This is a genomic window from Asaia bogorensis NBRC 16594 (assembly GCF_001547995.1).
In the GTDB taxonomy this organism is placed as follows: Bacteria; Pseudomonadota; Alphaproteobacteria; order Acetobacterales; family Acetobacteraceae; genus Asaia; species Asaia bogorensis.
Genome location: NZ_AP014690.1, coordinates 1,164,690 through 1,183,862, shown reverse-complemented (window position 1 = coordinate 1,183,862; position 19,173 = coordinate 1,164,690). Strand labels below are relative to the sequence as shown.

The 19,173-nt window shown below is 60.2% G+C and carries 20 protein-coding genes and 1 tRNA gene; 6 read left to right on the top strand and 15 right to left on the bottom strand.

The genetic code is table 11. The annotated features are described in order from the left end of the window. Positions 1–34: 34 nt before the first annotated feature. The 3 genes from Asbog_RS05305 to Asbog_RS05295 all read left to right on the top strand — a co-directional run bounded on the left by Asbog_RS05305 (position 35) and on the right by Asbog_RS05295 (position 2,763). The gene (locus Asbog_RS05305; RefSeq protein ID WP_062164342.1) at positions 35–871 is read left to right on the top strand and encodes an NUDIX hydrolase; all 837 of its coding nucleotides are present in this window, start codon (positions 35–37) and stop codon (positions 869–871) included. 83 nt (positions 872–954) lie between these two features. Continuing rightward, on the top strand, positions 955–1,419 hold the full coding sequence (locus Asbog_RS05300; protein ID WP_062164340.1) for a DUF3574 domain-containing protein: 465 nt from the start codon (positions 955–957) through the stop codon (positions 1,417–1,419). Positions 1,420–1,596: 177 nt separating this feature from the next. Beyond that, entirely contained in the window at positions 1,597–2,763 is a 1,167-nt protein-coding gene (locus tag Asbog_RS05295; RefSeq protein ID WP_083510952.1) for an AI-2E family transporter, read from the top strand. A gap of 249 nt (positions 2,764–3,012) precedes the next feature. On the opposite strand, the gene Asbog_RS05290 is transcribed toward Asbog_RS05295, so the two are convergent. From Asbog_RS05290 to Asbog_RS05260, 7 genes are all read right to left on the bottom strand, one after another. After that, positions 3,013–3,086 (bottom strand) — tRNA-Pro (locus Asbog_RS05290). A gap of 84 nt (positions 3,087–3,170) precedes the next feature. Next, a complete protein-coding gene (locus Asbog_RS14665; protein WP_083510720.1) occupies positions 3,171–4,085 on the bottom strand; it encodes a MerR family transcriptional regulator in 915 nt (304 codons plus the stop codon). Then, positions 4,082–4,405 carry an integration host factor subunit alpha gene (locus tag Asbog_RS05280; RefSeq protein WP_023977523.1) on the bottom strand — a complete coding sequence of 108 codons (324 nt, stop codon included), beginning with the start codon at positions 4,403–4,405 and terminating at the stop codon, positions 4,082–4,084. The genes Asbog_RS14665 and Asbog_RS05280 overlap by 4 nt, the downstream gene beginning before the upstream one ends. A gap of 69 nt (positions 4,406–4,474) precedes the next feature. Next, complete coding sequence (locus Asbog_RS05275) at positions 4,475–5,428, bottom strand: beta-ketoacyl-ACP synthase III (protein WP_062164338.1); 954 nt, start codon at positions 5,426–5,428, stop codon at positions 4,475–4,477. Between the two features lie 68 nt (positions 5,429–5,496). Further along, positions 5,497–6,588: a phosphate acyltransferase PlsX gene (gene plsX, locus Asbog_RS05270; RefSeq protein WP_023977525.1), complete on the bottom strand. Its 1,092-nt coding sequence runs from the start codon at positions 6,586–6,588 to the stop codon at positions 5,497–5,499. A 65-nt stretch (positions 6,589–6,653) separates the two neighbouring features. Continuing rightward, entirely contained in the window at positions 6,654–6,857 is a 204-nt protein-coding gene (gene rpmF, locus Asbog_RS05265; protein ID WP_023977526.1) for a 50S ribosomal protein L32, read from the bottom strand. 137 nt (positions 6,858–6,994) lie between these two features. Further along, positions 6,995–7,612, bottom strand: a complete 618-nt coding sequence (locus Asbog_RS05260; RefSeq protein WP_083510719.1) for a DUF177 domain-containing protein — start codon at positions 7,610–7,612, stop codon at positions 6,995–6,997. A gap of 188 nt (positions 7,613–7,800) precedes the next feature. On the opposite strand from Asbog_RS05260, the gene Asbog_RS05255 reads away from it, so the two are divergent. After that, complete coding sequence (locus Asbog_RS05255) at positions 7,801–8,373, top strand: outer membrane protein assembly factor BamE (RefSeq protein ID WP_062164336.1); 573 nt, start codon at positions 7,801–7,803, stop codon at positions 8,371–8,373. Positions 8,374–8,575: 202 nt separating this feature from the next. On the opposite strand, the gene Asbog_RS05250 is transcribed toward Asbog_RS05255, so the two are convergent. The 4 genes from Asbog_RS05250 to def form a co-directional block, all read right to left on the bottom strand. Then, the gene (locus tag Asbog_RS05250; RefSeq protein ID WP_062164334.1) at positions 8,576–9,922 is read right to left on the bottom strand and encodes an ATP-binding protein; all 1,347 of its coding nucleotides are present in this window, start codon (positions 9,920–9,922) and stop codon (positions 8,576–8,578) included. A gap of 7 nt (positions 9,923–9,929) precedes the next feature. Further along, a complete protein-coding gene (locus Asbog_RS05245) occupies positions 9,930–10,664 on the bottom strand; it encodes a response regulator (protein ID WP_023977530.1) in 735 nt (244 codons plus the stop codon). A gap of 83 nt (positions 10,665–10,747) precedes the next feature. Continuing rightward, positions 10,748–11,230 carry a MarR family winged helix-turn-helix transcriptional regulator gene (locus Asbog_RS05240; RefSeq protein ID WP_062164331.1) on the bottom strand — a complete coding sequence of 161 codons (483 nt, stop codon included), beginning with the start codon at positions 11,228–11,230 and terminating at the stop codon, positions 10,748–10,750. A gap of 3 nt (positions 11,231–11,233) precedes the next feature. Beyond that, the gene (gene def / locus Asbog_RS05235; protein ID WP_062164329.1) at positions 11,234–11,764 is read right to left on the bottom strand and encodes a peptide deformylase; all 531 of its coding nucleotides are present in this window, start codon (positions 11,762–11,764) and stop codon (positions 11,234–11,236) included. Between the two features lie 221 nt (positions 11,765–11,985). On the opposite strand from def, the gene rpsU reads away from it, so the two are divergent. Next, positions 11,986–12,189, top strand: coding sequence for a 30S ribosomal protein S21 (gene rpsU / locus Asbog_RS05230; RefSeq protein ID WP_007283570.1), 204 nt, complete (start codon positions 11,986–11,988; stop codon positions 12,187–12,189). Positions 12,190–12,422: 233 nt separating this feature from the next. On the opposite strand, the gene Asbog_RS05225 is transcribed toward rpsU, so the two are convergent. The 4 genes from Asbog_RS05225 to Asbog_RS05210 all read right to left on the bottom strand — a co-directional run bounded on the left by Asbog_RS05225 (position 12,423) and on the right by Asbog_RS05210 (position 17,838). Next, the gene (locus tag Asbog_RS05225; RefSeq protein WP_231944658.1) at positions 12,423–14,573 is read right to left on the bottom strand and encodes a prolyl oligopeptidase family serine peptidase; all 2,151 of its coding nucleotides are present in this window, start codon (positions 14,571–14,573) and stop codon (positions 12,423–12,425) included. Positions 14,574–14,769: 196 nt separating this feature from the next. After that, positions 14,770–16,278, bottom strand: a complete 1,509-nt coding sequence (locus Asbog_RS05220; RefSeq protein ID WP_062164327.1) for an ArnT family glycosyltransferase — start codon at positions 16,276–16,278, stop codon at positions 14,770–14,772. Next, entirely contained in the window at positions 16,253–17,344 is a 1,092-nt protein-coding gene (locus Asbog_RS05215) for a glycosyltransferase family 2 protein (protein ID WP_062164326.1), read from the bottom strand. Before Asbog_RS05215 ends, Asbog_RS05220 begins: the two co-directional genes overlap by 26 nt. Further along, on the bottom strand, positions 17,341–17,838 hold the full coding sequence (locus Asbog_RS05210) for an Lrp/AsnC family transcriptional regulator (RefSeq protein WP_051395788.1): 498 nt from the start codon (positions 17,836–17,838) through the stop codon (positions 17,341–17,343). Before Asbog_RS05210 ends, Asbog_RS05215 begins: the two co-directional genes overlap by 4 nt. 259 nt (positions 17,839–18,097) lie before the next feature. On the opposite strand from Asbog_RS05210, the gene trxB reads away from it, so the two are divergent. Continuing rightward, positions 18,098–19,054 (top strand): thioredoxin-disulfide reductase, encoded by a 957-nt coding sequence (gene trxB / locus Asbog_RS05205; protein WP_062164324.1) that lies wholly within the window; start codon positions 18,098–18,100, stop codon positions 19,052–19,054. Positions 19,055–19,173 lie beyond the last annotated feature (119 nt).

Below are 19,173 nucleotides of genomic sequence, written 5' to 3'. Positions count from 1 at the left end.
TCGTTGTCATTCAGACAAGAGAGTTGCGCCTTTCATGACTTCAGACAGCCTCGCCCCGTTTCTCGACCACATCAAAAGCTGCCAGACCGCCATTCTGCCCGGCGGGCGGCGGCCTGTCCTGGCCGGCGACAGGCGCTTCGGTCTTGCCGATCCGAAGGTTTTCGAGGCCCTCGCGGCCCTTGGCTATGCCTCCGACGATAGGGGGTATGAGGTCTTTCGTGTGCCCGATGGCGCCGCCCTCCAGCCTCTAGGGGTCGAATTGGCTGATAGGGGGCTTTACAGACCTCATCACGAGCTCTTTGACGTGTTCGACGAGGGCGGCGAGGTCATTGGCCAGATCGATCGCGGGGCCCTGCCCCTCCTCGGCTGCACGGCGGCTGGCGTGCATCTGAACGGTCTGGTCAAGAAAGCAGACGGTCTTTATCTCTGGATGGGCCATAGAGCGCAGAACAAGCGCCTCGACCCCGGCAAGCTTGATCACCTTGCTGCGGGCGGCATCTGCACTGGCCTAACCCCGCTTGAGGCGCTCATCAAGGAAGCGGGAGAGGAAGCCGCGATACCACCCGAACTGGCAGCCAAGGCACACCCAGTAGCAACGCTGCGCTATGCTATGGCACGCCCGGAAGGACTGCGTCAGGATACGCTTTTCTGCTATGACCTCACCCTGCCTGAGGATTTCATCCCGCAGCCCGTCGATGGCGAAGTCGCCTTCTTCGAACTCATGCCCATCGACACCGTGTTTCGTCTGGTGCGCGACACCCACGACATCAAGTTCAACGTCAATCTGGTGCTGATCGACCTGTTTATCCGTCGCGGCCTGTTTTCCGAGGCTGACAGCGCATTTTTGCGCCGCGCCCTCGATCAGCGCTGACACCGAAAGCGATGCGCCCCGCTTTCATGCTCCGACATATCGGACTGTCGCCCCGTAGAAACGGGTCAGGTCATGATTTCACCGTGTCGGGATGGGCTGGTCGTGTCAGCCGCTTGGCGCTGCTGGTTTTTTTTATTGGGCTTACCGGATGCAGCTCGCCCTCACCCGGCAAGCCAGCCATGCCGATCTCCGCCTGCATGGCCCAGAACATCCTGAGCAACAGCCACGAAATGCTCTCCATAACGCTGGCTTTCGGCCTCACCGAGCCGGGCGGTCGGGCCATTACCGCATCTGAATGGTCTGATTTCCTGGCAAGGGAAGTCACGCCCCGTTTTCCTGCGGGGCTCTCCGTTGTCGAGGCACAAGGGCAGTGGCAAGACGGGCCTGGAGGCAGCGTGACACATGAGCCAGCCCGGCTGATATGGATCCTCACACCAAGAGCAGCAACGCTTGCCCCTGCTCTTGCCGCTATTCGTGACGCCTACAGGAAACGGTTCAACCAGCAATCGGTCGGCGCGTTCATCCACTCGGGCTGTGCCTCTTTCTGAGGGTTCGCTCGGCCCTTAGAACACCCGAGTCCAAATTGCGTTATTGACGCGCAGCCTGGACTTGCCGGTAATGACACGCAGGACCACGGCACAGAATGACCCTTCGCAAGGCGTCACGCTGTGCTGTCATGCCCAAAATATTAAATCCGAGGCGGTACGCCGAGGTTGAGGACAATGATGACCGACCAGAACGCCATGCCACCAAACAGCCCGACCGGCGACAGAAACAAGGGTCAGGACTGTGCGGCAGAGGACGATCTTCCGGAAGAGGCTGTAACAGGGTCACCGGTTGGCCGGGGACAAAGACGCTCACGCGGCCTCCTCGGGTTTTTCTTCATTGCGCTCGCGCTATTCACGCTCAAGAACTTCCTGCCGGCGCTGCTCTGGGGGTGCGTGTTCGCCATTGCGTCTTGGCCGCTCTACAAGCGTACCGAGGCTCGGTTCGGCCGTACCGAATGGCTTCCGATGCTTTTCACGGCGGCAATCGCGCTCATCTTCCTGATCCCGCTCAGTCTGGTGGGTTACAAGGCAGCCGAAGAAGCGCAGAGCGCCCTCCACTGGATCGATGAGGTCCGCCATACAGGCATTCCCATGCCGGAATGGCTGAACGATCTGCCGTTCGAGCGGGCACAGGTTGCGCGATGGTGGCAGAATAATCTGGTCAATCCCGAGCATCTGAACAGATTGTTCCATTCGGTCGATGCCAATCACGGTATGGCCGTGACGCGTCAGGTTACGACGCAGGTGGCCAAGAGAGCCACGCTGTTCCTGTTCTCCATCCTGACCCTGTTCTTCCTGCTACGAGACGGCGCCGATATCATCCATCGCGTTCTGGTGGTTTCCAACCGCACATTCGGCCAGCGCGGCGAGAAACTCGCCCGTCAGATGATCTCGTCTGTGCACGGCACAGTCGCAGGGCTGGTTCTGGTTGGGCTTGGTGAGGGGCTGGTGATGGGCGTCGCCTATGTGCTGACCGATACGCCACAACCCTTGCTCTTCGCACTGCTGACCGGGGTTGCCGCCATGATCCCCTTCCTCGGCCTGCCTACAGTCGTGCTGGCAGCACTCCTGATCATCATTCAAGGCAAGATGATTGCAGGGCTCGTGATTGTCGCGCTGGGCGCCATTGTCATCTTTGTCGCCGACCACTTCATCCGCCCTGCCCTGATTGGCGGCAGCACGCAAATGCCATTCCTCTGGGTGCTTTTGGGTATCCTCGGCGGTGTGGAAACCTGGGGCCTGCTGGGCCTGTTCCTTGGCCCTGCGATCATGGCGGCCGTTCACCTACTCTGGCGAATCTGGAGTTCCGACTCTGAAGTCGTCCTTAAAGACGAGGCGTATTGACGCGTCGTTGCGCCGCCAATCGCGCGGCGCAACTCACCGGCCTCTCCCCTGCGTTGTCAGGGCCAGACTAACGAACAATAGCATCACCCCGTATGGCGCGAGGCCTCTCTGGCAATTCATCGAACGTGCGATTGCCTAGGCCAGACTTCGAGTGAAAAAGACACGATGAAATCGAGGGAACACTGCAGGCGATACTCTGCGTGACTGATCTTGTTTTTCTAGGAGAGAGTACCGCAGGACAGGACGATATCGGGCAGGCGGGATTCGAACCCACGACCCCCAGTCCCCCAGACTGATGCGCTACCAGGCTGCGCTACTGCCCGTCAGTCCTGCGGTAAAGGCCGTTTAGCAGCGAGGGACTTTCCCTGCAAGCACCTGAATGCAGGTTTTTGCAGGGAAACGCTTTTTCATGCGGTGGGCAGCATCTCGCGCAGGCTGTCGAGCTCGCCCAGCACGTCTTCCAACGCCAGACGCAGGGCGCGCCGCTCCTGCTTCCAGCGCCCCTGCTCCTTGCGCAGCCCCTCAAGCTCATCCTGAAGAATTGTAACGAGCGCCCCATCCATATCCGACGAAGCAGCGGGCTGCGTCACGACAGGATCCGGCGCGGCAGAAGCTATCTCTGATGCGGCCACAACCGGAAGACCGCTGGTTTCCTCGCCCGGATCAAGGATTATCGGCTCGTGGCTCTCGACAGGCTCAGAGAGGCTATCGCGAAGGTCCTCAGCGCCTGCGTCGCACTCAGAATCGGAACTATGGGCATCGGCTGGACCCTGTGCAGCCTCCGGCCCATCAAGATCCTCCGACTCCTCTGGCATCGCATGCCCCACATCCATTACGGCATCACCCTCGGGATGATGCGCCAGATGCGCCGGCTCAGGCTCAGGCTCAGGCTCAGGAGCCTGGAATGCCGGTATCTCAAATGAGCTACGGGCCGCTTCATCAGAGGTCGCAGCGGCACCGGGTTCCGTGCCAGATCCCGCCACCAGGGCCGGGGCAAGGACTGTATCAACCCCCGCAAGCTGCTCCTTGAGCACGCGCTGTACGCCTTTGATCGTATAGCCCTGGACATAGAGCAGATCGGTGATATGGCGCAGGATCTCGATATCAGACGGGCTGTAATAGCGTCGCCCGCCGCCACGCTTGAGCGGCTTGACCTCGGGGAAACGCGTCTCCCAGAAACGCAGCACGTGCTGCGGCACATGAAGCTCGTCTGCCACTTCGCTGATTGTGCGATAGGCATTCGGGCCTTTTACCAGACGGTCAAAATCTGTCCGCTCTTCCGGGCCGCCCAATACGGACGCCACAGGAAAACTCGTCGTCATGAATCATCGCTTTCGCTGACCAGCCCTTCGGTCGATTCGCCATTCACAACGGCGCGCAGGATCTGGCTGGGCCGAAACACCAGCACCGAGCGCGGTAGAATAGGCACTTCGATGCCGGTCTTTGGATTACGGCCGACACGTCGGCCTTTCTGGCGAACGGAGAAGGTTCCGAATCCACTCAGCTTGACCGTCTCCCCCTTCTCGAGGCGCGCAGCGATCAGTTCGAGAACGCTCTCGAGCAGATCGGCGGACTCGTGCCGGGACAGTCCAACCTCACTGTAGATATGCTCTGCGATTTGCGCGCGTGTCACCGTTGTCATGACACCACCGTATCATGAGAGTAATGAAGGTCAATCAAATCAGTGAAGTGTGAGAGTGCGCTTTGCGCTTTACATGCGCAGAAGCGCTGATCCCCAGGTCAGACCGCCGCCAAGTGCCTCAAGCAGTACGAGATCACCCTTGCGGATACGCCCGTCACGCATGGCTTCATCCAGCGCTAGCGGAATGGAAGCCGCTGACGTGTTGGCATGGCGGTCAACCGTCACGACCACACGTTCAAGCGGGAGGGCAAGCTTCTTGGCCATGCCCTCGATGATGCGCAGATTGGCCTGATGAGGCACCAGCCACGCAATGTCCTGCCCGCTCAGCCCATGAAGGGCAAGGGCTTCATCCACCACCGAAGAGAGCTTGGCGACCGCATGACGGAAAACTTCACGGCCCTGCATATGCAGAACAGGCGACGGTGTGGAGGGACCATCGACGAAAAGGATATCGCCATGGGCGCCATCACTGTGCAGATGGGTCGAGAGGATACCAACGCCGTCTTCTTCGGTCGCTTCCAGAAGGACTGCGCCTGCACCATCACCAAACAGCACACAGGTCGTGCGATCTTCCCAGTCGAGAATCCGCGAATAGACTTCCGAACCAATGACAAGCGCCTTGCGGACCTGACCGCTGCGAATAAACGCCTCTGCCGTCGCCAGCGCATAGACAAAACCCGAGCAGGCAGCCGTCAGGTCGAATGCGAAACCGCTACTCAGCCCCAGTTCGGCCTGCACACGCACTGCTGTCGCGGGAAAGGTCTGATCCGGCGTCGCTGTAGCCACAATCACCGCGCCGATATCGGTCGAATCGCCGCCAGCATAATCGATGGCGGCCCGTGCTGCTGCCACGGCCATGCTGACGGCATTTTCATCCCCGCTGGCGATATGGCGCTGGGCGATACCGGTGCGCGTGCGGATCCATTCGTCAGAGGTCTCGATACGCTCGGCAAGATCGGCATTGGTGACAACCTGCTTCGGCAGATAGCTGCCAAACCCGGTCAGTCGCGCGCGCAGGGACATGTGTCTTCCTCTTGAATGATACCGGTCAAGCACTCAGGCCAGCACCGGCGGCTTCCTCAGCGCGCCCCTCAGGCAGCGCTGGGAGAGGTGGCGAGTTCGGTCTCGACATTCGCCGCCATAAGGGCTTCGACCTGGCGCAGACGCTCGCGGATCTTCTCGTTAATGGAGTGGGTTACGGCATCCATCGCAACATCAATGGCTGCCGCGAATCCTTCGGCATCGGCGCCGCCATGCGACTTCACGACGATACCGTTGAGGCCGACAAATACCGCGCCGTTATACCGTCGCGGATCGATCCATTCCTTCATGCGCTCCAGCCCGGGACGCACAAGAAGGTAACCGATACGGGTCAGCAGGCTGGTCTTGAAAACGCGCTGCAGCAGCATCGAGACAAGTTTGAGCGCGCCCTCGCCTGTCTTGAGCGCAATATTGCCGGAAAACCCGTCGGTCACGACCACGTCGGTCGTCCCCGCGGTGATGTCGTGACCTTCGACAAACCCGTGAAACTGGGCCGCAAGCGGCGATTCGCGCAGAATATCGGCCGCGGCACGCAGACGCTCGTCACCCTTGAGTTCCTCGGCACCGACATTCAGCAGACCGATACTCGGTGCGGGCAAACCCAGAACCGCCTTGGCGAAGGCCTCGCCCATCACGGCAAACTCGACCAGATTGCGCGTATCACAGGCAATATTGGCGCCAAGGTCCAGCATCACCACGTCGCCGCGGGCAGACGGGTTGACTGCTGCCATGGCAGGCCGCGTGATACCGGGGAGGGTTTTGAGAACAATCTTGGCAAGAGCCAGCATAGCGCCGCTATTGCCAGCCGACACAACACCACCTGCCTCGCCCGATGCTACGGCGTCGATCGCCATACGCAACGACGAGTCACGCAGGCGCAAAGCCGCTGTGGGCTTCATTTCCATCGAGATGGAAGAAGGCGCGTGGCGGATCTCGCAGATGCGCTGCGCCTTGGCGTAGCGCGCCAGCTGAGGGCGCAAGATAGCCTCGTCACCAACAAGCAGAATTTTTGCTGTGGGATGTCGATCGGCAGCGCGATCCAAACCAGCCAGAACGATTTCTGGGGCATGATCCCCACCCATCGCATCAATGGCCAAACTATAAGGCGCAGCCTGGCTGGCCGGCGCATCTAGGTCAGTCATGCTCCGCCCCGCGTCTTATTTTGAACAAGACGAGCCGACCCGAAGGGGGTCGACCCGATCGAGCCTCAAACGCGAACGGTCGTCTTCAGCGTCTTGCCGGAAGCCACGACTTCACGACCGTCATAATGACCGCAATGGGCGCACACGTGATGCGGGCGCTTCAGTTCACCACAGTTGCTGCATTCGGCGTGAGCCTGAACGGTCAGGGCGTGATGGCTGCGACGCATGCCCATGCGGGACGGCGTGGTCTTTCTTTTGGGGACGGCCATGGCGGGAGCCTCTTTCTTCTTAGATCGTCCCTGCCTTCGGCCGCCATTCGGCCTCAGCAGATAACGATGCTGTTCACTATGATCAGGCGGGCGGCTCTAGCAGACCCTAGGCCGGGTCGCAAGCATCCTGTTCAATTCTAGCTCAGATCTGTCTTTTTTTTACTCAAAGACAGTCCAGCGAGGGCACCGAACGGGTTAGGTCGGCCGCCTTCCTCTTCAGCTGCTTCCTCTGCCGTCTCCCGTGGGGCTTCGTCAACCGCATTTTCGAGCGCGGCACCGGGCTTGCGAGGATAGGACGGTAGCATCAGCGCCAGTTGCTCCGAGGCGACCTCCCCTAGGTCAAGCGCGTTGCCCTCATACGGAATTTCGTCAATCGCCTCGAGATCCGAGGCGCTGTCCTCGGAAAAGCGGCGCGCCGGCACCATGCGCACGGCGAAGGATTCGTTGAGGGCATCCTCGAATGTTTCGCCCGTGATGACACATTCGAGCGCCACATGGGCGGTCAGCACCCCTTCGAGCACGAAATGATCGCCCGGTTCCGGAATGATGCGAAACCGGCAGTTCAAGGCGTGGATGGCCGGGATATCGAGCCTTTTGGCCAGTTTGCGGCACTCGGCCTCGTTGGCCTTGATCGTCTCTGCCATGCCGTCATGACCGATGCGGTTGATCACAAGGCGGCGGGAAAACTCCGGAGACGCCGTAACCGCAGCCACGGACTCAGCACGGGAGAATTTCGGGTCGTTGCTGTCTGTCATGCTGCCTTCCTGACATGCTGCTGGCAAAAACCCGGGAGCGGGCTTCCTTTTCCGAATTGCCTTAACGTCGCTCTCCGCAATATAGAAGAGCCTGATGGTCCTATCGACGTTGGTGAAATGATGTTCCCACCAATCCGAGAAGATCGCCCGGATTATTTCACGATCACTGCAGGACGACATAACCCGCCATGAAGAGCGCCTCCCAGAAGACCTCCCAGCGGCAGAAATCGCATGCGGGCCTCGCGCGCGCCCTGCTCTGCATCGCGCCCCTCGCCCTGGCGGGCTGCTCGGTTTTCAGCCCGATTCCCCAGAATCGTGGCTCGCTGATCGAAAAGGACGACTACTCGCAGCTCGTACCGGGAACCAGCACACGCAACGACGTGACCGATATCCTCGGCTCACCGACCGCCCATGCGACCTTTGACGACAATACCTGGTTCTACGTCTCGATGGTGACCGTGCCCCAGCCTTTGGGCTTTCCTCGTGTGACCAAGCAGAACGTTCTGGTTCTGGCGTTTGACACCACCGGCGTCCTGCGCCGCATGGACACGCTGCACCGCAAGAACGGCTATAATGTCGGCATGGTCGGCGAGACGACCCCGACGCCGGGCACCAAGGTCAACGTCCTGCAGCAGCTGCTGGGCAATGTGGGCCGCTACAACCCCATGAGCAACATGGGCAGCACATTTGGCGGCACACAGGGTCCGCTGGGTGCCGGTGTGGGCACGGGTCATGGTGGAACAGGCAACTCGCTTCCCTGATCACCCCAATCGCCTAACTGGCCCTGCGAGAGCGCTGGGACGGTATCGCCTTTTGATAAACCGGCTTCGCCCTCACGCGATGCCGGTTTTTTCATGAGGCTTCCACTTGTGGGACCGGGCCCTTTCGTTGCGCAGGGGCTCTTCGCCGGATCCGATTTGAGCTCCGCTCTTCAGGCATTGCGCCTCGCCGGGAAGAAGATCCCTATTGCGGCAGTTTGAGCATGACTCGAAGGCCACCGAGTGGACTGTTCCGCAGCACCACGCTCCCCCCATGTGCGGCCATAATGTCACGCGCGATCGTGAGGCCCAGCCCGCTTCCGCCCTCCGGGCCCGCCGTGCTGCTGAAGGCCCGAAACACATCCTTACGTCGTGATTGCGCAATACCCGGCCCGTCATCGTCGATGGTAATTTCCACCATGCGCCCGGTCTGACGCAGCGCGAACATCATACGCCCGCCATGGCGACGTGCGTTCTCCGCCAGATTGATCAATACACGCCGCATCGCATCCGGGCGCACAGGCACCGTCAGGCTCTGTTCGGCATGGATGGCAAGCACATCGCCTCCAGCCCGCGTCGTTGCCGCCGCGACATCGCGCAGCAGGGCGAGCAGATCGGTCGGAACGGGGTCCTCCTCGCCCTCCCCCCGGGCAAAGGAGAGATAACTGCCAATCAGGCGTTCCATCTCGGCAATGTCAGCAACCATATCCTCGATGTCAGGACGCAGCTCCTGTGCCTCGACCGTGCCCTCGATAGGCATCATGGCCAATGTCAGGCGCAGCCGCGTCAGAGGTGTGCGCAAATCATGCGAAACGCCAGCGAGAACCGCCGTCCGATGCGTCACAAAACGGTTGACCCGTGCCTGCATACGATTGAAGGCGAGCGCGGCCTTGCGTATCTCCAGCGCGCCCTGCGGATGGATCGGTCCGTCATCGCGCCCCAGTCCGAAATTCTCTGCGGCCTTTGCCAGCCGTCTGACGGCACGAACCTGCCGACCGATAAAGAGACCAGCGACCATGAACAGCAGGATGGCGCTTCCAACCTCCCACGCTACGAACAGCCATATGGGCCCAACATCCAGCCGCTTGCGCGGGACAATCACCTCAAGCACGCCGTCATGCAGAGGGATATCGAGCCGCACACTCTGTCTCGTGGCGTTCCAGTCGATGTAACACGGGGCATCGAATACCCGACGCACGGCATTCGTCAGGTCCTCATCCATCGGGCCCAGCACGAAGGGCGCGGGCGCATCGGTCAGCCGTGCACCGGGATGAAAGGCAATGACAAGCTGCGTGCGCCAGCGGGCCTGATGCAGAATCCAGTCCTGCTGCCCCGGCACATGCTCGACCGAATCCCTGATATAGGCGAGATCCGACACCACACTGTCGGCCAGACGGCGCGACACGACGTTCAAATAGTTGCCGTAAAAGAGCTGCAAGGCCACAATCTGGGTGATCAGTAGCGGCATGAGCACGATCAGGAGCGACCGGCCCTGAAAAGAGCGCGGCAAAAGCCGGCGAACCACGCGCTCAAGCATCCGGGCGGCTTTCATGCCAGCCTCAGCTTCCCGGCTTCAGCACGTAACCCTTGCCTCTGACTGTCTGGAGAAAGCGCGGCTCCTTCTGGTCCGGCTCAATCCGGCGGCGCAGGCGCGTAACCTGCACATCGACGGCACGTTCGCCAATCTCATCCATGCCCAGTGCCTCTGCAATGGCCTCGCGCGACAGGATTTCTCCGGGTACGCGGGTCAGCACACCCAGCAGAGCTGCCTCGCCGCTTGTAAGATGCACAATACCTTCCGGCCCAGTAAGGAGCCCGCGACCTGTGTCGAATTCGAGCCGCCCAAGCCGTAGCAGGCGCGGCGTGCCGATAGGGCGTGGAACATGGCGGCGTAGATGCGCCTGCAGCCTGAGCAAGAGTTCACGGGGTTCGAAAGGCTTGCCCAGATAATCATCCGCGCCGGATTCGAGACCGATGATGCGGTCCGCAGGCTCGCCACGCGCAGTCAGAAGAATGATGGGCCAGACCTGGCCGTTTTCGCGCAGCCAGCGAGTCAGGCTCAAGCCATCTTCACCGGGCATGTTGATATCCGCCACCATCGCATCGGGCTGGGTGACAGCCAGGATCTTGCGCGCCGCCTCGGCATCAACCGCCGTGGTGATACGAAACCCGGCCTCGGTCAGAAAGCGCTGCAACAGGCGAAGGAGGCGTGCGTCATCATCCACCACAAGGATATGGGCACCATGACCAACACCCCCTTGCGATTTACCCTCTGCTGATCTGGTCTCGCCCATACCACCCCCGGATATCGTCGTGTCACCCGTTTTGCCCGGCACCGCGTCTGACGCCTTTCCTGCCCTCATATCCGGCATTCCGGTCATGGTACGCCGCCTTCGCCTTGAAGGGTGGCCAGCACGCGCCTGAACCCCTCGACAGCCTGCCCTCCGGCAGCACGATAGGCCAGCGTCATGCGGTCACGCAGGGCCACGAAGATTTCCTCCTCGATGGCCGCCCCCTGCTGCGTCAGATGGAGATGCTTGAGTCTCCTGTCATGCTCATCAGCGCGTTGCTCAATCAGGCCGCGGGCCATGAGTTCCTGCAGGACGCGGTTGAGACTTTGCTTGGTGATATTGAGACGTCGCAGCAGCGCGCTCATGGTCAGGCCCTGATGGGTCGAAACCAGAAACATCACCCGATGGTGGGCCGAGCCCAGCTGGTTGTCACGCTGAAGCGGTTCACAGGTTGCGCTCAACTCGCGCCAGGCCAGAAGCATGGCCTCGTAGGTGAGCCGGATCTGCTCTTCACGGAGATAAAGATGCGCTTGGCCAGGAGCATCTCGCTGCATACGCAGGACGGACATCAACTAGCCCTCACTGTCACGAGGTATGGCGAATTCCTCGGCATAGCCAAAGCTCGCGAAATCAGTCATGCGCATGGTGTAGAGAATACCATCAAGGTGATCATATTCGTGCTGCAGGACGTTGGCGTGGAACCCACGCGCTTCTCCCTGAATCACCGAGCCATCAAGATCCAGACCACGATAGGCAACGGCAGCATGGCGTGGCACGACACCCCGCAATAGCGGGAGAGAAAGACATCCTTCCGTGCACTGCATCATCTCCTCGCCCAGAGGCATGATCTCGGGATTGATCAGCACGCGCGGTGGAATCGGCGCTTCATTGGGGCCACATCGCCCCTCAGGCACGTGATAAACGAACAAGCGCAATGATTTGTGAACCTGCGGGGCGGCAAGCCCGGCGCCACGCGAATCAAGCATCGTTTCGATCATGTCTAAAACCAGTTGCCTGACCGATAAAGAATGAACGTCTTCAACCGGTTGCGCTCGCTGAAGCAATACCGGATGCCCCATACGCGCAATTTTCAGCAACGCCATTTCTGCACACAGCCTTCTATTCGCGGGAATAGTTCCCGCACCCTGTCGCATGGTGACATGAATAATTTTCGGGCGATACTGCTCAAACCGTTTGTGTCCCCTTCAAAACTTGTGCTAAGGCGCTGGCCTCTCTGGAACGCTCTGCCATCGGTATCGCGTTCCTGGCATCGCATTTACAAACAGACCATGATCTTCATGGTCGGACAGGAGATGGCAGACCCGTGCAGGTTCTGGTTCGTGACAACAATGTTGATCAGGCGCTCAAGGCGCTCAAGAAAAAGATGCAGCGCGAAGGCGTTTTCCGCGAGATGAAGCTGCGTCGCCACTTCGAAAAGCCCTCCGAGCGTCGCGCTCGTGAAGCGGCCGAAGCGGTTCGTCGTGCACGCAAGATGGAGCGCAAGCGCCTGGAGCGTGAAGGCTTCTGATCAGCCTGCCGAACCGGCAAACAGAACAACCGCCGTTTTCACGGCGGTTTTTTTGTGCCTGCTTCCCGGGGACTAGCATTGCCCCGCCTCACCTTTCGCCGGACTGTTTCCCGATCCGGCCTGACGCTGGCCAGCGTCACCATAAGAGACCCTTGGCGAGGGAAAGCTTCCCTCGCCTGCCATCCATGGATCATACCTGCCGCAGGCTCGGGCGCTGGGCAGGCATCAGGCTCTCAGTGTTTGAAGGCGGGGTCCTGATCCATGAGGCTCTTTGACAGGTAGACAGCCTCCAATGCCCGTTCATGAGCAATTTCCCGGGCGTTGACTGTCCCGGCATGACCGCCTTCCGTGTCCTCGTAATAGAAGAACGGCTTGCACAGCTCCTGCAGACGGGCGGCGAAGAGACGCGCATGAACGGGGCCCACGCGGTCATCCTTGGTGGAAGTGAAGATGAACGGTACCGGGTAGGACACGTCTTTCTTCAAATGCTGCAACGGCGATATTCCCTCAAGAAATTTGCGCTCCTGCGGTACGCTCATATGGCCATACTCCGCCGCCCAGGACGCGCCAGCCGCCATCGTCTCGAAATTCTCCATATCCAGCAGCGGTACACCAATGATGACGGCCTTCCACAGTTCCGGATGCTGGGTGAATTCCACCCCCATCAACAGGCCACCATTTGAGCGCCCGCGTATGGCGAGGTGCTCGCGATCAGCAATCTCGCGTTTGGCCAGATCGCGCCCAATCGCCGCAAAATCATCATAGGCATGCTGACGGCCCGATTTCATCCCCGCCTCGTGCCAGGCTGGGCCGAACTCGCCGCCGCCGCGAATATTGCCGACCACATAAACGCCGCCACGCTCCAGCCAGGTCTTGCCGATATCGGCATAATAGGTCGGCAGGTAGGAGAGATCGAAACCACCATAAGCGGTGAAAAGCACGGGGTTATGTCCGTCCAGCTTCCAGTCCCGGCGGTGGGTCACGAAATAGGGGATATCGACACCATCACTGGATTTTGCCCAGAACTGCTCGGTTCGCAGCCCCTTGGTATCGAACAGTGCGGGGGTCGTCTTGACCTTCTGGGACTTGCCCGTGTCGGTATCGAAACTCCAGAGCTCAGGCGGGATGATATAACCTTCAACCTTGAGATACGCGTAGCTGACAGAGGCTGACGACGATTGCAGGGTCGCTGAGCTCATGCGTGGCAGGACGTAGTACTTCTCCTTCCAGCCGCTCTCTTTTGCAGAGGGCGTGTAAAGCCGCACGGAGGGATGCACATCGCGATAAACCACCGCGATAATCCCTTTGGACGTGACGCCGATATCGGTTGTCGTTTCGCTGGCCTCGGGCTTGAAAACCAGGGCTGGCGCTTTATTGGATGCTGCAGGGTCGACAGCGACAATGCTGCCACGAGAGAAGTGCCCGCCAACATTCCAGTCCTGATCGAGGCGTATGATCAGCTTGCCTGCATAGAAGCCGAGATAACCGATCTTTTCAGGCAGGGCGATCTGCCTCAGCGTCCCGGTGGCAGGGTCATAAACACGATATTCGCTGCGGAAGAAGTCGAGATTACGCTGAATGATGGCGATACGCTTGCCGGTCTCGTCATGCAGCACCTGGGGCTCGACAATCATGTCGCTTTCCTGCCCGCGATAGATCTCCCTCGCTGCCGAGAGAGGTTCACCCCTTTTCACGAGACGCACGCTGAATGGATAGCCTGAGTGCGTCATGGAGCCCGCCCCCCAGTCACGCGATACCAGAAGCGTGTCGCGGTCGAGCCACGCCACGCGCTGCTTGGAGTGGGGAAGATCGAAGCCATCGGGCACGAAACGACGCGTCTGGGTGTCGAACTCGCGGTAGGAGGCAGCGTCCTCACCCGACAGCGACAGCGTGACGAGGCAGCGCGTCGCATCGGGCTCGAGGCAATCCGCGCCCTGGAATACCCAGTCGTGCTTTTCATCGCGTGACAGGGCGTCGATATCGAGCATCGTCGTCCAGTCAGGCTCCGCCTTGGCGAAAGAGGCTGGCGAGGTCACCCGCCAAATTCCCTTGGGATGGCTGGCATCCTGCCAGTAATTCCACAACTTGCCTCCCGATTGCTCGGGTAGGGTCAGGCGTCCCGGCGCCTGCTCGACCGCAAGCACATCATCGTAGAATTTCTGATAGCGCTTATCGGACTGCAGGAGCCCTGCGCTACGGCTGTTCTGGGCCTTGACCCAATCGAGCGCCTGCTGCCCCTGAACCTGCTCCAGTAAAGCGCGGGACGGCACATCCTTGCCTGAGGGCTCAGCCGTTACCCCCGTCTGGGCGAGGGCCTGACCGACCACGGGAGGTAGGAGGGTCGTGCAGACAAGCGAGGTCATCGCCATCAAGATGCGCTTCATGAGCCATTTCCTTCATGCAAATCACAGGCAGCCTAAAGCATACCGTTACATGATGGAAAGGACCTGACACAGCTGCAGGACTGCGAATGTCGGGGTAGCCATTTCTACCCCACATGCGATGATTCGGTCAGAAAGCCCGGACAATGTGGCCTGGGGGGGGACTAATCCGAAAAAAAACAACCCGATGGGTAAAGTCTCAAGGTAGCCGGTACATTGCTGTCCCGGCCGGTAGGTTCAGATTGATCAGACGGTAGCAGATGATCGGCTGGCCGCGCAGCAGGCGACAGAAGCGGCCTGTTTCAGCCGCGCCGAGCCACGCCGCGGGTAGGTCCGGCTTTTCGCTCTCGCGAAGCAGCAATTGCGCCTTGGGCCCCGGATAGGCGTGGTCCTGCGCGTCATGTCCGCCAAGAAAACCCCAGCGGTGGTCCTGCGCGTCATGTCCGCCAAGAAAACCCCAGCGGTTGTCATAGCTGTATATCGGCTGATCTGGCGTCTCGTAGCGCATGATGGATGCGAGAGCATAATCGCCCACAACGAGGCTATGCCCCGGTGAAACCTCTTCCTGCACCCTGTGTGCCAGCCCGGACCAGTCCGCAGTCTGGCGGGCGATGACATCGTGATGCGCCGAGAGATGGAGCGGCGCGACCATACCCTGAAGGCTGATAAGCGCGGTGATCCCTAGACCCAGGGCGCAGGCATAACCGATGCGCCGATGCGTTGCAGCAGCCGCAAGAGCTGCTGCAGGATAGATCACTACCGGCCAGTTGGCCTGCACCCGCCCCCCAAAAGCATGCTGAACGAAAACGGCAACCGGCACGATGCACAGACAGGCCAGAAGGCGCGCCACTGGTTCGCGTCCCGCCCGTTTGAGGCACCAGATAATCCCGATGCAGAAAAGCAGGAAAACCAGCGGCGTGGCCAGACCGATCTGACCTCCAACCAGTTCCGCAAGAAAGCTGACCGCCTTGAGTGGATGCCAGTCGCTGGCCCGGCCACCCTGCTTCAGAAAGCTGGCCCAGTGATGCGCTGCGTTCCACGCCAATACGGGGAGGATAGTCGCAAGCCCGATGACGGCTCCACCAACAAGCCAGAGCCAGTGACGGCGTTGTGCGGGCGTTGCCAGTACCCAGAGCCCACAGGCAAAAGCCGGCAAGACAGCGGTGTATTTACTGTCAAAGGCCAGGCCAAAAAACAGTCCTGTTGCCAGCCACCAACGCGGCTGCCCCGTGACGATCAGGCGCCCCAGGGCCCATAGAGTAAGCGTCAGGAAAAAAACCAGCGGTGTATCTGGCGTCGCTGTGGCGGCCCCGAGGCCAAGCATAAGTGTCGCGTTGAGCAGCAGGGAGGCACGATACCCGGCCTGAACACTTCCGAGAAGATCGCGTCCGGCGCGGACCAGTACGATCGAACCAAGCAGCGCCGAGATGGGGCCGAGCACCCTGATCCCGAAAGCACTATCTCCGAACAAGGCTGTGCCAAGCCGGATCCATAGGGCGATCATGGGGGGATGATCGAGATAACCTGCCTGAATATGGCGCGACCACGTCCAGTAATAGGCCTCGTCTGGTGAGACACCCAATGTGGCAGCCAGACCAATGCGCAGGAGGGTCAGGACAAGCAGGACACCCCAGAACAGGGCGACGAGCTGCCTCGTTTCCCCTCTGGCGGGGGGAGCCGACTCAGCGCCAGACGAGGGTAGAGGCAATCGCATAATTCCAGACCACACCAATCACTGCGCCAGCCGCGCTGGCACGACTCCAGTGCCCATGCGTGTCATAAATCAGTTCGGCAACGCCGATATTACCGAAAGCCCCAATGGTGGCGCCAATGACGAAGATACACAGTCCCGGCAGCCAACGGCGACCGCGCAGGGGGCGATCGAGATAGGTGATACGATTGTTCAACTGGAAGTTTGCAAGAATGGCGCAGGCCGTACCGAGTATCTGACTCACCTGAAAACCAGCCCCGGAGAAACGCGCGAGTTCCGAGATGAACAGGTTGACCGCAATCCCGATCAGCCCAACAGCCGCAAAAATGATGAAGCGTGTTGGCAGCCATCCACCAAAGGCACGCTCGATCAGCATGCCCAGAAACTGCACCATGACCAGCGGACTGAGCTTGCTCTCACCCGATACACGCGGACGAAACACGAAGGGCACTTCGATGAGCCGCGCCTGACGCGGCACGGAGAGGACGATTTCGAGCAGGATCTTGAAACCTGTCCCGGTAAGTCTCGGAACAGCCTGTTCGAATATCGGCCGTCTGACCGCAAAGAAGCCGCTCATCGGATCGGAGAGCGGCATAGGCAGCAGTGATTGCGACAACCTTATCCCGGCCTGCGACAGCATATGCCGCCACCGATTGGCCAGGCCGCTGCTATCGCCACCCTCTACATGGCGGCTGGCGACAGCGATATCGGCATGGTTTTCAAGCAATGGCCTCACCAGATCGCGCAGGATGCCTTCATCATGCTGCAAGTCGCCGTCCATCACCGCGATAACGGGCGATGTGGAGGACAACGCGCCCTCGATCACCGCAGAGGAAAGCCCCCTGCGGCCGACGCGGCGGATCAGGCGGATACGGGGATCTTCCTGCGCGGCTTTCTCGACCGCTTTCGACGTCCCATCAGGCGAGTCATCGTCAACGAAGACGATTTCCCAGCGCATGCCCTCAAGCGCGCGGCGCACCCCCTCGATCAGGGGAACCACATTGGCGGCTTCGTTGTAACAGGGAATGACGAGGGTCAGATCCGCCGGAAGCGGGGACATCATACCGGAACGCCGGCCCTGTTCAGACTGGTGCGTATGGTTTGCAACGTTTGCACGCGCACCACGTGATCCAGGTCCGTCAGGCGTTTTGTCAGGTAGTTCTGATGTGCGGCATCACGGGCCACAAGGCGCACGAGAAAATCGCCGCCGCCCCGGATCATGTGACACTCACGCACTTCGGCCCAGCCTGCGACTTCGCGCTCGAAAGCTTCCAGCACACTGCCCTTCTGGCTCTCGAGCCCGATCAGCGCGAAGAATGTCAACGACCAGCCGAGCCGGGAGGCATCCACATCTGCATGATAGCCTTCAATCACCCCGATTTCCTCGAGACGTCGAACACGACGCAGGCAGGGCGGTGCCGAGATGCCCGTGCGTCGCGCCAGCTCGACATTGGTCATACGGCCGTCGCGCTGCAACTCGGCCACGATCTGACGGTCGATCGAATCCAGATCGACGATCGTCGCGCTAGACGATCCCGGGGAGAGACCTGCCGACAGTGACTCGACTCGCGCCGTAGCGTCGTGAGGAGCAGCGTTGTGGGGGAAGTGGTCGTCAGGATCGTTGTCAGTCATCGTCACCGTGAGGGTCGGGCAAAACTAGTCGGTTGGCAGGCGCGCATCATCACCTATATCTGCATCCTGACCCGAGAGCCATGTCTCTTCGCAATTGTCTTGTCACTTAGGCATGGTGCATCAACACTCTGCCGGATGATCAATGACCAATGATTAAACGAACACCAGTTCAAGGACATTTCCAGTGAGCCAGAGTTTCAGGACTGATCTGCTTGTTATTGGCGCAGGCCCGGCAGGCTATACCGCAGCAATCTACGCAGCGCGTGCCAATCTCAAGCCGATTCTTGTGGCCGGGCTGCAGCCAGGCGGCCAGTTGACCATCACTACCGATGTTGAAAACTACCCCGGCTTTGCCGAGCCGGTTCAGGGTCCCTGGCTCGTGGAGCAGATGCGCCTGCAGGCCGAGCATGTCGGCACCGAGATGCATTACGACCTGATCACGGAATGTGCCTTCAACGAAAAAACCGACGATGGCTATTTTCGTCTGAAGGCGGATTCCGGCGCGGAATATCTGGCACGCACTGTTGTCATTGCCACAGGGGCCCAGGCGAAATGGCTTGGACTGCCCTCCGAAGCCAGACTGCAGAGCGGTGGCGTCTCGGCTTGCGCCACCTGCGACGGGTTCTTCTATCGCGGCAAGAAAGTGGCCGTGATCGGTGGCGGAAACACGGCTGTGGAAGAGGCGCTCTACCTTACGCACCACGCCGACCACGTGACGCTGGTTCATCGACGAGACAGCTTGCGCGCAGAACGCATCCTCCAGGACCGTCTTTTTGCCAATCCCAAGATCACGGTGCTCTGGAACAACGCGGTCGAGGAAATCCTCGGTGCCGGCAAGCCGGAGACGGTTTGCGGTGTACGCCTGCGCAATACGCAGGACGGTAGTGAAAAGACCTTGGATGTCGACGGCGTATTCGTGGCGATCGGCCACAGCCCCAATACCGGCCCGTTCCGCGAAACGCTGGCGTGTGATTCTGAGGGCTACATCATCACGGTGCCCGGCAGCACAAAAACCTCAGTCGAAGGCGTGTTTGCCGCTGGCGATGTGCAGGACAAGAAATTCAGGCAGGCGATTACGGCTGCTGGCACCGGATGTATGGCAGCCCTCGAAGCCGAGCATCTTCTGGCTGGACTGTCCTGACATTTCGATCGTTATTCTTCCGTAAGAGTTGCTGCATAAAATGACTTGGCAGGGCCTTAGAATGCTGCCAAGTCATAGTGATCAACATTTGATGACCGCCAGGCACGCGACCGGGAAAT